The organism is Kitasatospora sp. NPDC001683, from assembly GCF_053596495.1.
In genome coordinates this window covers 1-14,697 of record NZ_JBSFGK010000140.1, presented here as the reverse complement: position 1 = coordinate 14,697, position 14,697 = coordinate 1, and the positions used below count along the sequence as shown (strand labels likewise).

Sequence of the window (14,697 nt, the reverse complement as noted above, 5' to 3'; positions counted from 1 at the left end):
CCCATCATAACAATCCATCATTACCACACCCCCCCCTATTCCTATCAACACTTACTTCTGCCCCCGACCGCTCCCGCGGCCCCCCCGGGACGGTATCCGTCCCGCGGGGCCCTCGGCTTTGCCCTCCCAGGATTGCACTAGTACGGAAGTCCATTGCCTCTAGTGCAGAACCGCGCTACGTTCGGATCATGACCGCGAAGCTGCCCACGCCCGTCACCCTCACCGGCCACCACATCCGCCTGGAGCCGCTGGCCCGCCGCCACGTCGCCGACCTCTGGGCCACCATCGGCTCCGAGCCCGAGGTCTGGCGCTGGACCATGAACCTCCCGCCCGCCACCGAGGAGGAGCTCGGCGCGATCATCGACGCCCGCATCGCCGAGGGCGCCGGCGGCGAATCCGTGGAGTTCGCCGCCGTCGACCTCGCCAGCGGCACCGCCGTCGGCGTCACCGGCTACTACGACCTCAACGCCAAGGACGAGTACCTGGAGATCGGCGGCACCATGTACGCCCGCTCGGTCTGGCGCACCGCGGTCAACACCGAGGCCAAGCTGCTGCTGCTCACCCACGCCTTCGAGGACCTCGGCATGGGCCGCGTCTTCTGGAAGACCGACGCCCTCAACGAACGCTCCCGCAACGCCATCCAGCGCCTCGGCGCCCAGTACGAGGGCACCTTCCGCCGCCACCGCCTCCGCCCCACCGGCATCTGGCGCGACAGCGCCTACTTCTCGATGCTCGCCGACGAGTGGCCCGCCGCCAAGTCCCGCCTGACGGAGCGCCTTTCGCGCGACTGAGCGGCCACGCGCCATGCCAGCCACCCCGTAAAGAGGAGCGAAAAGAGCAGGGCGGTCAACCAGATCACCGCTCGGCCAACTTGGCCACGGCCCACACCGCTTTGCCGTAGCTGCCGATCAGTTCGACGCCCCATGTGTCCGAGAGGGCCTCGACGATGTCCAGGCCCCGGCCGCTCGCCCGCGAGTCGTCCCGGGCCTGCCGCTGGAGCTGGTTCCCCGAGGCGTCGGAGACCGTGATGTACAGCTCGCCGCAACGGAGTTCGAGCGTGATGCCCGGTCGGCCCTCCCCGTGGACCAGGGCGTTGGTCACCAGCTCGGAGAGGATGAGGCACGCCGCATCCGGGTCCAGGCCCATGGAGTGGAGGACGTCCCGGAGGAACCGGCGGATCGGCCCGACCATCCCGGGAAGGGCCGGCGGGGAGAGGTCGAGCCGGAACTCGGAGGCGAGCGGGCCCCGGGAGGGGCCGAACTGTGGAAGGCACATGGCTTTCTCCAGCCCTGAGTTGAGTGGAAAGCACCTGGGAGAGAAGAGGTATCCCGTGGCCTGCCCCCGCCGACGGCGGAGGGGGCAGGCGTCGGCAGCCTGCACCCCCACACCCGGGGTGCGCTTCGGGATCTGATCGACATTCAGTAGTCGACCTGATACTGAAGGTAGGGCAGACCCCCGCATTAATGCAACCACTCGTAAGGGTGACGCTACGGTGGGTCCCATGGGGGTGGCGTTGCGCGACCCCCACGCGCAACACTGCCGGTGCCACGGGAAGGGACGGACGGTTGGCTCTGCGAGCGCACATCAGCGAGCGTCAGCGACGATACGGCGCCGAGGTGCGCCGCCTCCGGTTGGACGCCAACGTTGCGGTGCAGACGGCGGCTGCACACGTCGGCATGCGTGGACCGCAGCTGAACCACATCGAAGCTGCGCGCACCGGCCTGGACGAGATCCGGATGCGCGAACTCGCCGCGCTCTATGGCTGCACGGATGAGGAGTACCTGGCTACCCTCGCTGCTCTCGGAGCCAGCGACGGCAGAGGCTGGTGGAGCTCCCACAAGCGCCGGGTGCCCGCATTCGCTCTGGACCTTGCCGAACTGGAGCACTGGTCGAACAGGGCCTACCTCAACTACGAGACCTTCCTGATCCCCGGCATGCTCCAGACCAAGGAGTACATGCGCCAACTGTTCACAACAGGCGGATACCCGCTCTCCCCAGAGCAGCTCGACAACACTGTGGCATTCCGCCTGGACCGACAGCAGATCCTGGACACGCCGACGGAGTTCCACTTCGTGATCCACGAAGCGGCCTTGCTGATGTCCTTCGCCGGGCGCGATGTCATGCGCCGCCAGCTCGCTCACCTGCTCGCGGCTTCCGAGAAGCCGAACGTCACCCTCCAGGTCCTCCCGTTCAGTGCCAGGGCAACACCGCCCTACAGCGGCCCCTTCCTCATCACCGAGCCGGCCTCTGCGCACCTCGCCACGGTCATCATCGACAGCCCCGGCGAGCTGGCCTTCCACGATCTTCCGGAGACGGTGCGGAAGTTCAGAAGTCGCTTCGACGATCTCCACCGACTCGCGCTTCCCCCAGGCAGCGCAAGTACGTCATCCGACCCGTACTCGGAGCGGGACTCCTGGGGAGTCATCCAACACATCAAACACGGACTCGAATTGGAGAGGTAGCCATGCCCCGACACTGGCAGAAGTCGACCAGCAGCTCACAGGACGGCGGGAACTCGGTGGAGGTGTCCGTCAACGACCGGGGCCTCATCGAGGTACGCGAGTCCGCCGTCCCCGACTCGGTCATCGTCACCACGCCCACCAAGTTCGCGCTCTGGATCGAAGGCGTCAAGCGCGGCGAGTTCGACCACTTCGCCGCCAACGCCTGACGGTTCGACCCGGCGGCCTCTTGCGCGTCACAAGAGGCCGCCGGCAAAAGACAGGACCCGTCGCGCAGAGCTCGGAGGTGCCGATCACCTGTCCAGCATGGCTGGTGGGCTTTCCCGTTCTCGAAAGATCAGGTTCTTGACCCGCAGTCTTGGCGGGCAGGATCATCGGAGGGACAGGAACCAAGCGACAACTGGAGGCACTTGATGCTGCGTTGGCTTGCTGGGGATGGGTCCTGCAAGAACGGAGCCTGCCCCACCCTGTGGGGCACCGAGACCGGGGACTACGTGGTCCAGGGATACGCGATCACCGATCATCGCCACCTGGCGGAGTTGAATCTGCCTGACGGCGAGTCGGCGGTCGTGATCCCCGCTGCGGTCTTGGAGGGATACTTCCGTGCTCAAGGGTGAAGACTTCGGCCGCCTCTTCGAGACATTCGAACGAACGGCCTTCCGGCTCGAAACGCTGGCCGTCTACGACGTGGACGAGGAACGCGAGGAATTCGCCGACTTCCTTGCAGGAAAAGGATTGCCGCCGGAGTCCTCCGACAACCCCTGGGTTCGCTCCATGACGGATCTGGGCAAGCAGGTGGGCCGGGTGCACGTACTCCAGTCCCCCTTGTCGGACTACCTCCGGTACGAGCTGGCTTCGTACCCCGGCAACGTCACGGCCGGCGAGTCGATCGGCATCATCGACACGGCTCGGCAGGAGGTGGCGGGACTGCCCGACCACGACTTCTGGCTGTTCGACGACGCCCGGGTCTACCGGATGCACTACACGGACGCCGGGCAATTCCTCGGCGCCGAACTGCTGCCCGATGCCCGCCTGAACGAGTACCGGAAGTATCGGGACATCGCCCTGGCGAACGCCGTGCCCTTCGGGGAGTACTCGGCGGCTTGAGCGGGGAACAGCACAACGACTTGGGTAAAGCCCTGCGGGCGTTGCGGATCGCCTCGGAAAAGACTGCCGAGACCGTCGCCCGCAGGGCTTCCATGTCTCCGGCCAAGCTTTCGAAGATCGAGAACGGCAGGACCCTGCCGAGTGTGCAAGACGTCGACATGATCCTGTCCGCGCTCGGCATATCCGACGAAGCCAAAGCCGAGTTCCTGGACGCAGCCCGCGGCGCGGCCACTGAACAGACTGCCTGGCGGGAACTCCGCCGCATGGGCCACTGGAAGCATCAGCAGGCCATCAAGGCCATCGAAGCCCGGACGACTGTTCTCAGACTGTTCCAGGGACAACTGATCCCTGGACTGCTCCAGAGCGCCGAATACGTCTCCGCCGTATTCTCGCTACCCCCGGAGCTACCGGAAGAATCCAAGGCAAAGACGATCGCGGCTCGAATCGAGCGCCAGGCTGTCCTGTACGACCGCCATCGAGAATTTCATTTCGTCATTTGTGAGCATGTATTGCGGTGGAGGGTCTGCCCTTCTGGCGTCATGGCCACTCAGCTCGATCGCCTGATTTCGCTGTCTCGGCTTCCCAATGTGACCATCGGAGTCCTTCCCCTCGCCAAACCGATGCCGGACTTCCCGATGACGTGCTTCAGCATGCATGACGATCGCCTGGTCATGGTGGAGACCTTCCATTCAGAGATCACCACGCGCGACCCCAAGGATGTCAGTCTCTATCTTTCGACATTCTCCAGATTCGATGCTGCGGCGCTTCACGCAGACGATATGCGCTCGCTTGTCGAAGGAATCAGGGACGAGTTCTTTCGAGAACAGGAAAACATTTAGCAACGGACCCTGCTCCATCGTAATTTGGTGACTCGCCGAAACCGTCCGAGAGTCACAGGAGCGTTCCATGTCCGCTGCAGGATTTACGCAATCGACCGGTTCGAGGCGTCGCCGTTCCCACGCGGAGCTCATGCAGCGGATCAACAACAATCCGGTGCGGAAGGACCTGACGACCGGGCGGCTGGTCGAGGTGGTGGGGGCGCAGGACGGGCGGGCCCTGGTTCGGGCGCTGTTCGAGCCGGATGCGCCGGTGCGGCAGGTGCCCGCTGACCAGCTCACCACGCGCATCAGCTTGTGGCACTGATCATGGCCGAGCAGTGGGTGCCGGAGGCCGGCCAGCGGGTCTACGAACGCCGTACCGGTGCCGCCGTGGAGATCATGGAGATCGGCGCGACCTGCATCTACGTCCGCCCGTTGCGCGGCGGGGTGGAGCGCGTGGTCCGGCGCTCCGATCTGGTCCCGCCGGATGATGCCCCGGGCGGGTTCTTCGACTGGCAGGCCTCGCGCGGGTAGCGGCCCGGCATCGCTTGTCCTTCCGCTGGCTTCCCCATTGAATCTTCCGCCCAAGTTCTGGGCGGGACGGGGCCGTTCCGCGCCCCGAAGCCACACAGGAAGGTGCATTGCGATGAGTGAGCGCAACCTGTACGAACTCGACCTCTCGCAGGTCCAGGTACGGCGCCTCGGACGTCGTGCGGTCCCGGTGGGTGTCCGCGAGTCGGTGGTCCGGCCACTACGTGATCGTCTGTCCCAACAGGCTCTGGCCACAGTTCACTTGTCCGATGAGGCAACGCGCCTGAAACCTGGGCCGGGCCTACGCGGGGAGCGCAGGCCCGTCGGTGGGGGAGGTGGGTGGGGGGTGGCTAATCGCGGTCGGCGGGGGTGGGGCGGTGGGGGGCGAACTCGCGTTTCGTGGGGCGGGGGAGCCGGGGTTGGGTGTTGACCAGCCAGACCAGCCAGCCGACGAAGAGGACGGCGAGGAGGAGGGTGGACAGTCCGGCGACGAGAAGGGCGTTCACCAGGGCAGGGGAATGCGGGGAGGAGGACGGAGGGGCGGCGGAAGGAGCACGGCTGTCTCCGGTCGGTGGTGTCGGACGCCCTGACCATGCATCTGCTGTGTGATTACGGCCGATCGGCGACTGTTTAGGGGGCAACAAGTCAGCGAGTGACACGAACGACCATAGGGTCAGGGTGCCAGAGTTGCTACCGAGGGACCGGACGTTCACTCCATCGTGGGGTATCCCCCGATTTGCTAGCTAGTGCCCGGTGTGCACGGCACACTTCACCGGAAGCATCGACCTGTAGCCGCAAATCCGGAGAAGAGAGTCATGCCACCCCGCTTGTCGCCGACCGTGCGCCAGCAGCGTCTGGGAATCGAACTGCGCAAGATGCGCGAGCGCGTGGGCGTGACGCCCAAGAGCCTGGCCGCCACGATCGGCACCGACCTGCCCAAGATCTCCCAGATGGAGAACGGGAAGTCGGGCATCAGCGCCGAGCGGCTCCGGATCTGGGCGCGCACCTGCGGCTGCCCGGAGGGCCCGTACCTCGACGCGCTGCTCGCGATGACGCAGGACCGCCGTAAGTACTGGTGGGACGGCTACCGGGGGCGGATGCCCAGCGGGATCGTCGACATCGCGGAGATGGAGCACCACGCGGAATCGCTGTCGATCCTGAACAGCACCTTCATCCCCGGGCTGCTGCAGATCCCGGACTACGCCACCGCGGTGTTCGAGCGGCTCCCCGAGGCCTACCGGCAGGAGGCGGAGGTCCGGAAGGCGTTCCGGATCCGGCGCCAGCAGATCTTCGTCGACCACCCGAAGCCGTACAGCGCGATCCTGCACGAGTCCGCGCTGCGGATGCAGTTCGGCGGTCCGGAAGTGCTGCGCGAGCAGCTGCGGAGCCTGCTGGAGAATTCCGAGCGGCCGGGGGTGGAGATCCGGGTGATCCCGTTCAGCGTGCCCACCTACACCGGATCCGGGGAGAGCCTGTACCTCGCCCGCGGGCCGGTCCCGGAGCTCGACACCGTCCAGATCGACCTCACGCACGGGCCGAAGTTCGTGCACTCCGAGGCGGAGTTGGCCTCCTACCGCCGGATCAAGGAGAAGACCGCGGCGATCGCGCTCGGGACGGCCGAGTCCCGGGACTTCATCCGGGCCTTACTGAAAGACTTCTCATGAGTACGTGGCGCAAGGCGTCAGCCAGCGGCGAGAGCACCGACTGCGTGGAGGTAAGAGCGGCGGGCGGGCTGGTGGAGATCCGCGAGTCGGACCTGCCCGAGGTGGTGGTGCGGACGACGCCGCGCAAGTGGGCGGCGTTCGTCCGCGGGGTGAAGGCCGGGGAGTTCGACCGGTACGCCGACTTCAGCCGGCCGTAATGTGCGGGCTGCGCCGGTACGGCGGCGGTAGGCTTGACAGCCCACAGTGGACCCCTGCGCCTGGCACAGCACTCCGGGTGGGGTGCGCGTGCGGGAGAAATCGGAGCATCCGAGGATGGCTCGGCACCTGATCACCAGCGCCCTTCCGTACATCAACGGGATCAAGCACCTGGGCAACATGGTCGGGTCGATGCTCCCGGCGGACGTCTACTCCCGCTACCTGCGCCAGACCGGCCACGAGGTGCTGTTCATCTGCGCCACCGACGAGCACGGCACGCCCGCCGAGCTGGCCGCACAGGAGGCCGGACTGCCGGTCGCCGAGTTCTGCGCGCAGGCGCACGACGCGCAGAAGGCGGTGTACGACGGCTTCGGGCTGTCCTTCGACCACTTCGGCCGCAGCTCCTCGCCGCAGAACCGGGAGATCACCCAGGAGATCGCCCGCGAGCTGCAGCGCAACGGCTTCATCGAGGAGCGCTCGATCCGCCAGGTGTACTCCAACGCCGACGGCCGCTTCCTGCCGGACCGCTACATCGTCGGCACCTGCCCGCACTGCGGCTACGACAGGGCGCGCGGCGACCAGTGCGAGAACTGCACCCGGGTGCTGGACCCGACCGACCTGCTGGAGCCGCGCTCGGCGATCAGCGGCAGCGCCGACCTGGAGGTCCGGGAGACCCGGCACCTGTTCCTGCTCCAGTCGCGGCTGACCGGCGAGGTCGAGCGGTGGATCGCCGACCACGGCGACGACTGGCCGGTGCTGGCCTCCTCGATCGCCCGCAAGTGGCTGACCGAGGGACTGCAGGACCGTTCGATCACCCGCGACCTGGAGTGGGGCGTCCCGGTGCCGGCCGACGTGTGGCCCGAACTGGCCGCCGAGGGCAAGGTGTTCTACGTCTGGTTCGACGCCCCGATCGAGTACATCGGCGCCACCAAGGAGTGGGCGGACGCGGCCCCGGCCGGGCAGCGGGACTGGAAGTCCTGGTGGTACGAGGCCGACCGGACCGTCCGCTACACCGAGTTCATGGCCAAGGACAACGTCCCGTTCCACACCGTGATGTTCCCGGCGACGATCCTCGGCTCGCGCCGCCCGTGGAAGAAGGTCGACTACGTCAAGGCCTTCAACTGGCTGACGTACTACGGCGGGAAGTTCTCCACCAGCCAGAAGCGCGGCATCTTCACCGACGTCGCGCTGGAGCTGCTGCCGGCCGACTACTGGCGCTACTTCCTGATGGCGCACGCCCCCGAGTCGGACGACTCCAGCTTCACCTGGGACCTCTTCGCCTCGGTGGTCAACAAGGACCTCGCCGACACCCTCGGCAACTTCGTCAACCGGGTGCTCTCCTTCAGCCGCAAGCGCTTCGGCGACGCCGTCCCGGCCGGAGCCGTCGCCGGCGAGGCCGAGGCGCGGCTCGGCGAGCAGATCGCCGGCCTGCTGGCCGAGTACGAGGCCCAGCTGGACGCGCTCAACTTCCGCAAGGCCGTGCAGGCGCTGCGCGCGCTGTGGAGCGCGGGCAACGCGTACCTGGACGAGAAGGCGCCCTGGCTGCAGGTGAAGACCGACCCGGAGGCGGCGGCACTGACCCTGCGGACGGCGATGAACCTGATCCACCTGTACGCGGTGGTGTCGGAGCCGTTCATCCCGACCGCGGCGGCGGCGATGCGCGGCGCCTTCGCGCTGCCCGCGGACGGACGCGGCTGGATCACCGAGGACGAGGCCCGGGCGCTGAGCCTGGTCCCGGCCGGGACGCCGTTCACCGTGCCGCCGGTGCTGTTCGCGAAGATCACGGACGAGGACCTGGCGGCCTGGACGGCCCGGTTCGGCGGCACCGAGGGCTGAGCCCCACCGGCGGACACGGCGGACACACCACGAGGGCCCCGACCGCGGCAAGGCGAACGGTCGGGGCCCTCGTCGGTGGTGACGGGCCCCTCGGGGCGGGCCCGCGGCCGGCCCGGTGGGGCGGGCCGAGCGAGGTGGTGGGCGCTACCAGCGGGTGGTCTCCGCGAAGAAGCCGGGGATCTCGGTCGCCCGGCCGGCGGCCACCGCCTCGTCGTGCACCAGCGCGCCGACCGCCAGGTCGAGCACGCCGAGGCCGAAGGGCGAGAAGACCACCGGGCGGTCGGCGCCGACGGCGACCTCGCCCTCGATCACCTGGGCGAGCGTCCCGGTGACGAAGTCCCGGTTGCCGTAGAGCTGTTCGGCCAGGTGCGGGGAGGTGTCGGCCTTCATGCAGTGCTCCACGTCGTCGAGCACGTTGTACGCGCCGCCGATGATCTCCGGCGCGAGGTCGCGCAGCGAGATGTTGAGCACCAGCTGGCCGGGGGCGAAGGTCTCCGGGTCGAGGATGTACGGCTCGCCCGCCGTGGTGGCCAGCACCACCACGTCGGCGCCCTTGAACGCCTCGCCCAGGTCCTCCACCACCCGGGCCGGGTAGCCGAGCTGGGAGTCGGCGTGGTCGACCAGCGCCTGGGCGTACCGCGCCTCCCGGTCGTGCACCACCAGCTCGTCGATCGCCCACTCCTGGGCGCCGAAGAACTCCAGGATGTTGCGGGCGATGATGCCGGCGCCGACCACCGCGAGCCGGCCCGCCGTGCGGCCGCCGCTGAGCACCTCGGCGGCGAGCACGGCGGACGCCGCGGTGCGGGCCGCGCTGATCTGCGAGGCCTCCAGGACGGCGAACGGGTAGCCGGTCGCGTAGTCGTTCAGCAGCAGGGCGGCCGAGGCGCGCGGGAAGCCCCGTTCGATGTTGGCCGGGAAGCTGCTGATCCACTTGATGCCGGCCAGGCCGACGCCGCCGCCGAGGTAGGCCGGCAGGGCGATGATCCGGGCGTGCGGCTTGGCCGGGAACCGCAGGAAGTAGCTGTCGGGGTTGACGGACTCGCCGGCGCCGTGGGTCAGGTAGGTCTCCCGGACCTCCTGGACGATCCGCTGGCGGGCTCCCGCGATGACCTCGCGGGCGGTGGTGCCGTCGATGACTCTGAACTCGAACACGGTGGTGGCTCCAGGCGGGAAGGGGGTTCGGGGGGTCAGCCGACGTAGGCGTTGCCGGCGGGCTGGCGCTGCCCGGTGGCCGCGTGCGCGCCGCCGGCGTGGGCGGGGGCGTGGCCGCGGGCGCTGCGACCGCCGCCCAGCCAGCGCGGCAGGTACCAGTTGCGGTCGCCGAGCAGGGCCATCACCGCGGGCAGCAGCACCGCGCGGACCAGGGTGGCGTCCAGCAGGACCGCGACCGCCAGGCCGATGCCGAGCTGCTTGAAGTCCTGCATGCCCAGGGTGCCGAAGACCGCGAACACCGCGACCATGATCAGACCGGCGCTGGTGACCACCCCGGCGGTGCTGCGGATGCCGAAGCCGACCGCCTCCCGGCTGGGCTTGCCCGACAGGTACGCCTCGCGGATCCGGGAGACCACGAACACGTGGTAGTCCATCGAGAGGCCGAACAGGACCACGAAGACGAACAGCGGCATCCAGGACTCGATCGCGCCCGGCGCCTTGGTGCCGACGATCGAGGCGCCCCAGCCGTGCTGGAACACCGCGGTCATCACGCCGTACGCGGCCGCCACCGAGAGCAGGTTGAGCAGGATCGAGGTGATCGAGATGGTCAGCGAGCGGAAGGAGAAGAGCATCAGCAGGAAGGTGACGCCCATGACGAAGGCGAACACCGGGACGATGCTGCGGTCCAGCTGGTCGTTGTAGTCGACCGAGAAGGCGAGGTCACCGGCGACCAGGGCGGTGGTGCCCGGGACGGTCTTCAGCGTCTGCGGCACCAGCTGCCCGCGCAGCGCCGTCAGGGCCGCCTTGGAGGTGGCGTCGGTGCCGTTGCCGGCCAGCGGGACGCTGATCTGGGCGATGTTCTTGTCCTTCCAGTACCGCACGTCGATCTGGTTGCCGGTCTTGCCGGACGCCAGTGCGGCCTGCTTGAAGTCCTCGATGCTCTTGGCGATCTGCGGCGAGCCGATGTCGTCGGCCTTGACCACCACGGTGGCGGGCGAGGGCGAGCCGGGGAACTCCCGGTCGATCTGCCGCGAGACCGAGACCAGCGGGCTGTCCTGGGGCAGCAGCTTGTCCATGCCGAGCTTCTCGGTCTTCATGCCCAGCGCCGGCACGGCCAGCGCCAGCAGCACCGCGGCGGACAGCACGGCGAAGACGCCGGGGCGGGCGAGCACTCCGCGCAGCAGCGCGTTGGCGGGCTTGGGGTTGGCCGTGGCGGCCTGGCGGCGCTTGCTGACCCACGGGATCCGGCCGGCCGCGACCTTGTCGCCGAGCATCGACATCAGGGCCGGCAGCACGGTCATCGAGCCGACCACCGCGACCGCGACGACCTCGATGGTGGCCATCGCGAAGCCCTCGAAGACGGTCAGCCCGGAGAGGAACATGCCCGCCATCGCGACCATCACGGTGAGGCCGGAGACCAGCACCGAGTGGCCCGAGGTGTGGGCGGCGATCCGCAGCGCGGTCGCCTTGTCCCGGCCGGCCGCCCGCTCCTCGCGCTCACGGCGCAGGTAGAACAGGCAGTAGTCGACGCCGACGGCCAGACCCATCAGGAACATCACCGAGTTGGTCATGCCGTCCACCGGTACGGCCTGGCTGCTCAGCGCCAGCAGCCCGAGCGCGCCGATGCAGGCGGTGACCGCCAGGGCGACCGGCAGCACGGCCGCGACGAAGGCGCCGAAGACCACCAGCAGAATGCCCAACGCGACCGGCAGCGCGGTCAGTTCGGCGCGGGTGAAGTCATCGCCGAGGCTGTCGTTGATGCCCTTGAAGGCGCTCGCGCCGCCGAACTCGCCGAGGGTCACCTGCGGGTGGGCCTTGGCGGTGTCCTGCACCGCGGTGATCACCGGTTCGATCCGGTCGGCCGCGGTGTCCGGGTCTCCGGTGACGGCGAACATGATCAGTGCCGAGTGCTTGTCGGCCGAGAAGGCCTGGGTGGTGTACGGGTCGCGCAGGTTCTCCGCGAGACCGGTCTTGTCGACCGCGTCGGTGGTGGCCTGGACGGCGCTGCGGAACTCCGGGGAGTCCGCGGTCAGTCCGTCGCTGTGGACCAGAATCAGCTCGTTGACCGGGTCGTTGATCCCGGCGTCCTTGAGGACCTGGGCGGCGCGCCCCGATTCCCCGGTGCCGTAGTCGGCCTGGGTCAGGCTCTTCTGGCCGACCATGCCACCGAGCACGGTGACCAGGACGACCAGGACGACCCAGCCGATGACGGCGGTCTTGCGGTGCTGGGCACTCCACTCGCCCAGCCTGGCCGCGAAGTTGCTTTGACGTGCCATTACCTCTCCTGCGATAGGCGGCATGATCAAGCCGCGGTGGCGACAGTCGGGTTGGATGTGTCCACACCGGCATGAGGGGGGACCGGGGGAATACCCATGACCGTAGGCCCTCCAGAACGGCCGCGGGGCCTACCGGAGTTGCAGCATCCTGCGGTGGCAAGCTGCTGCCAGCGGAGGCCGCCCCAAGCCCCTTACCGGCCCCGTTTCGCCGGTGCTACGGTCGCTTCCCGTTGAGGGACGACCATTCGAGCGGGCCACATTCGAGTGACGCCGGGCCGATGATTCGGAGAAATCGGCCGGCCTTCGGACCGCGGACGACCGGTCGCCGGGCAGCTCGGTGGCGGAGCGGCCGTCGAGCACGTCGCTGCCCGACCGATCGACGAGCACGTCGGTGCCCGACCGGCCGACGAGCAGGTCGACGAACGGGCCGACGAACACGTCGAGGCCCGACCGGCCCGACCGCCGAACGATTCCACCGCATTTCACGATTCCGCGCCGGAACGCGCTCCGGCGTCTTCTTTCCGAACGATCCACAGACCTCCGTGGAAGGGGGAATGAATGATGGACACCGCCATTCGGGCGTCCGGTCTCGGCAAGAGATACGGCGAGCACCACGCGCTGAGAGGCGTCGACCTGGAGGTGGCGGCCGGCACCGTGCTCGGCCTGCTCGGCCCCAACGGGGCCGGCAAGACCACCACCGTCCGGCTGCTGGCGACCCTGCTGGAGCCGGACCAGGGGCGGGCCGAGGTGGCCGGCTTCGACGTGGTCCGCCAGCAGCGCCAGGTGCGCCGGCGGATCGGCCTGGCCGGCCAGTACGCCGCCGTGGACGGGCTGCTCACCGGCCGCGAGAACCTCGAACTCCTCGGCCGGCTCCTGCACCTGGGCCGCAAGGGCGCTCGCGAGCGGGCGGCCGAACTGCTCGGCCGGTTCGAGCTGGAGGACGCCGCCGAGAAGCCGGCCCAGACCTACTCCGGTGGCATGCGCCGCCGGCTGGACCTGGCCGCCGCGCTGATCGGGCGGCCCGAGGTGCTGTTCCTGGACGAGCCGACCACCGGGCTGGACCCGGCGAGCCGGCTGGTGCTCTGGGAGATGGTCCGCGAGCAGGTCGCCCAGGGGGTGACCGTGCTGCTCACCACCCAGTACCTGGAGGAGGCCGACTTCCTGGCCGACCGGATCCTGGTGATCGACACCGGCCGGGTGATCGCCGAGGGCACCCCGGACGAGCTCAAGCGCAAGGTCGGCGAGGAGTGGCTGGAAGTGGGCATCGGCACCGACGCGGCCCTGCCGCAGGCCCTGGCCGTGCTCGCCCCGGTGGCCGGCGCCCGGCCCGAGGTGGACCGCACCGGGCGCCGGATCACCGTCCGACTGGCCGACGGCATCGGCACGATCGCGGCCGCCGCGGTCGCGCTGGAGACGGCCGGCGTGCCGGTGACGGACTTCGCGCTGCGCCGCCCGTCGCTGGACGACGTGTTCTTCCACCTGACCGGGCGCGGCACCCAGGTGGGCCGGGCCCCGGAGGAGGGTGCCAAGCGGCCTGAGCAGCCGGAGCCCCCGGAGCGGGGCTCCGGGAGCGGGAACGGCGAAGCGGCCGAGCGGGCCGAACGGGAGCCGGTGGCGGCCGCCGCCGGACGGACGGGAGACGAGCAGTGAGTGACATCGGCGCCCCGGCCGGCCTCGGCACGGCCCTCGGCGACACCGCCGCGCTGATCGGCCGCCACCTGCGGCACCTGCGGCGCACCCCGGAGAAGATCATCGCGATCACCCTGACCCCGGTGACCATGGTGGTCGTGCTGGGCTACCTGTTCGCCAGCGTGGTGACGGTGGCCGGCTCCGGCGAGTACCACGACTACGTGATGGCCGGGGTGTTCGCCCAGGTCGGCCTGACCTGTGTCGGCGTCGCCGCGCTGGGCGTGGCGGGCGACCTGCGCACCGGCCTGATCGACCGCTTCCGCTCGCTGCCGATGGGCCGCTCCGCCGTGCTGGTCAGCCACACCGCGGCCGACCTGCTGACCACCGCCGCCGCGGCCTTCGCGGTCACCCTGGCCGGCCTCGGCGTCGGCTGGCGGATCCACCAGGGCTTCGGCTCGGCGGCGCTGGGCTTCGTGCTGGTGCTGGCCTTCGCCTACGCGATGCTCTGGCTGGGCGCGCTGGTCGGCATGCTGATGCGCAACGCCGAGGCGATCAACGGGATCTCGGCGCTGTTCCTGGTCGTGCTGTCGTTCCTGTCCAACTCGTTCATGCCGCTGACCGGGCTGCCGGCCTGGCTGCGCGCGGTGGCCGAGTGGAACCCGGTGAGCCTGGTGGCCTCGGCCTGCCGCGAGCTGTGGGGCAACGCCCCGGCGGTGGTCGGCACCGGCTTGCCGGACCGGCACCCGGTGCTGCTCGCCGTGATCGTGGTGGCGGCCCTGCCCGCGGTGCTGATCCCGGTGAACCTACGGGTCTACCGCACCGCGGTGACGCGTTGATGGAGCTAGGGGCGGGCCGGTTCGGGCGAGGCGGTAAGTGCCCCGCCCGGACCGGCCGTTCGCATGGGCCTGGGGGCTCAGGGCCGGTCCGGCGGATGTCGGCGGGCCCGGCGACATCCGCCCGTCCGTCCCTAGTCGCCCACGCGCGCCGGCGCGCCGCCCGGCCGCAGACCCCGCTCCCCCGCCAACACCCC

General features: G+C 69.4%; 16 protein-coding genes. 12 read left to right on the top strand and 4 right to left on the bottom strand.

The features are described from left to right. Nucleotides 1–188 precede the first annotated feature (188 nt). Complete coding sequence (locus tag ACWCYO_RS37865) at nucleotides 189–791, top strand: GNAT family N-acetyltransferase (protein ID WP_449786741.1); 603 nt, start codon at nucleotides 189–191, stop codon at nucleotides 789–791. A 64-nt stretch (nucleotides 792–855) separates the two neighbouring features. Here ACWCYO_RS37865 and ACWCYO_RS37860 read toward each other — a convergent pair whose 3' ends face one another. Then, entirely contained in the window at nucleotides 856–1,275 is a 420-nt protein-coding gene (locus ACWCYO_RS37860; protein WP_449786740.1) for an ATP-binding protein, read from the bottom strand. Between the two features lie 188 nt (nucleotides 1,276–1,463). Between ACWCYO_RS37860 and ACWCYO_RS37855 the strand changes: the two genes are divergently transcribed. The 6 genes from ACWCYO_RS37855 to ACWCYO_RS37830 all read left to right on the top strand — a co-directional run bounded on the left by ACWCYO_RS37855 (nucleotide 1,464) and on the right by ACWCYO_RS37830 (nucleotide 4,918). Next, a complete protein-coding gene (locus ACWCYO_RS37855) occupies nucleotides 1,464–2,462 on the top strand; it encodes a helix-turn-helix domain-containing protein (RefSeq protein WP_449786739.1) in 999 nt (332 codons plus the stop codon). 2 nt (nucleotides 2,463–2,464) lie between these two features. Further along, nucleotides 2,465–2,668 (top strand): DUF397 domain-containing protein, encoded by a 204-nt coding sequence (locus ACWCYO_RS37850; protein ID WP_270145309.1) that lies wholly within the window; start codon nucleotides 2,465–2,467, stop codon nucleotides 2,666–2,668. A gap of 394 nt (nucleotides 2,669–3,062) precedes the next feature. Then, the gene (locus ACWCYO_RS37845; protein ID WP_270145311.1) at nucleotides 3,063–3,566 is read left to right on the top strand and encodes a DUF6879 family protein; all 504 of its coding nucleotides are present in this window, start codon (nucleotides 3,063–3,065) and stop codon (nucleotides 3,564–3,566) included. Next, complete coding sequence (locus ACWCYO_RS37840) at nucleotides 3,563–4,405, top strand: helix-turn-helix domain-containing protein (RefSeq protein WP_449786738.1); 843 nt, start codon at nucleotides 3,563–3,565, stop codon at nucleotides 4,403–4,405. The genes ACWCYO_RS37845 and ACWCYO_RS37840 overlap by 4 nt, the downstream gene beginning before the upstream one ends. Nucleotides 4,406–4,535: 130 nt before the next feature. Continuing rightward, nucleotides 4,536–4,709 carry a hypothetical protein gene (locus ACWCYO_RS37835; protein WP_270145314.1) on the top strand — a complete coding sequence of 58 codons (174 nt, stop codon included), beginning with the start codon at nucleotides 4,536–4,538 and terminating at the stop codon, nucleotides 4,707–4,709. Continuing rightward, complete coding sequence (locus ACWCYO_RS37830) at nucleotides 4,700–4,918, top strand: hypothetical protein (RefSeq protein ID WP_270145315.1); 219 nt, start codon at nucleotides 4,700–4,702, stop codon at nucleotides 4,916–4,918. Before ACWCYO_RS37835 ends, ACWCYO_RS37830 begins: the two co-directional genes overlap by 10 nt. A 347-nt stretch (nucleotides 4,919–5,265) precedes the next feature. Here the strand turns inward: ACWCYO_RS37830 and ACWCYO_RS37825 are convergent, their stop codons facing one another. Next, complete coding sequence (locus ACWCYO_RS37825; protein ID WP_270145316.1) at nucleotides 5,266–5,421, bottom strand: hypothetical protein; 156 nt, start codon at nucleotides 5,419–5,421, stop codon at nucleotides 5,266–5,268. A gap of 309 nt (nucleotides 5,422–5,730) precedes the next feature. On the opposite strand from ACWCYO_RS37825, the gene ACWCYO_RS37820 reads away from it, so the two are divergent. The 3 genes from ACWCYO_RS37820 to metG all read left to right on the top strand — a co-directional run bounded on the left by ACWCYO_RS37820 (nucleotide 5,731) and on the right by metG (nucleotide 8,610). Next, nucleotides 5,731–6,579, top strand: coding sequence for a helix-turn-helix domain-containing protein (locus tag ACWCYO_RS37820; protein ID WP_449786737.1), 849 nt, complete (start codon nucleotides 5,731–5,733; stop codon nucleotides 6,577–6,579). After that, nucleotides 6,576–6,776 (top strand): DUF397 domain-containing protein, encoded by a 201-nt coding sequence (locus ACWCYO_RS37815; protein WP_270145320.1) that lies wholly within the window; start codon nucleotides 6,576–6,578, stop codon nucleotides 6,774–6,776. The genes ACWCYO_RS37820 and ACWCYO_RS37815 overlap by 4 nt, the downstream gene beginning before the upstream one ends. A gap of 115 nt (nucleotides 6,777–6,891) precedes the next feature. Further along, nucleotides 6,892–8,610: a methionine--tRNA ligase gene (gene metG, locus ACWCYO_RS37810; RefSeq protein WP_270145321.1), complete on the top strand. Its 1,719-nt coding sequence runs from the start codon at nucleotides 6,892–6,894 to the stop codon at nucleotides 8,608–8,610. Between the two features lie 144 nt (nucleotides 8,611–8,754). On the opposite strand, the gene sbnB is transcribed toward metG, so the two are convergent. Continuing rightward, nucleotides 8,755–9,762, bottom strand: coding sequence for a 2,3-diaminopropionate biosynthesis protein SbnB (gene sbnB, locus ACWCYO_RS37805; protein WP_449786736.1), 1,008 nt, complete (start codon nucleotides 9,760–9,762; stop codon nucleotides 8,755–8,757). A 35-nt stretch (nucleotides 9,763–9,797) separates the two neighbouring features. Continuing rightward, on the bottom strand, nucleotides 9,798–12,038 hold the full coding sequence (locus ACWCYO_RS37800; RefSeq protein WP_270145324.1) for an MMPL family transporter: 2,241 nt from the start codon (nucleotides 12,036–12,038) through the stop codon (nucleotides 9,798–9,800). A 561-nt stretch (nucleotides 12,039–12,599) separates the two neighbouring features. Between ACWCYO_RS37800 and ACWCYO_RS37795 the strand changes: the two genes are divergently transcribed. After that, nucleotides 12,600–13,688 (top strand): ATP-binding cassette domain-containing protein, encoded by a 1,089-nt coding sequence (locus ACWCYO_RS37795; RefSeq protein ID WP_449786742.1) that lies wholly within the window; start codon nucleotides 12,600–12,602, stop codon nucleotides 13,686–13,688. Then, entirely contained in the window at nucleotides 13,685–14,503 is an 819-nt protein-coding gene (locus ACWCYO_RS37790) for an ABC transporter permease (protein ID WP_449786735.1), read from the top strand. Before ACWCYO_RS37795 ends, ACWCYO_RS37790 begins: the two co-directional genes overlap by 4 nt. Nucleotides 14,504–14,697: the final 194 nt, after the last annotated feature.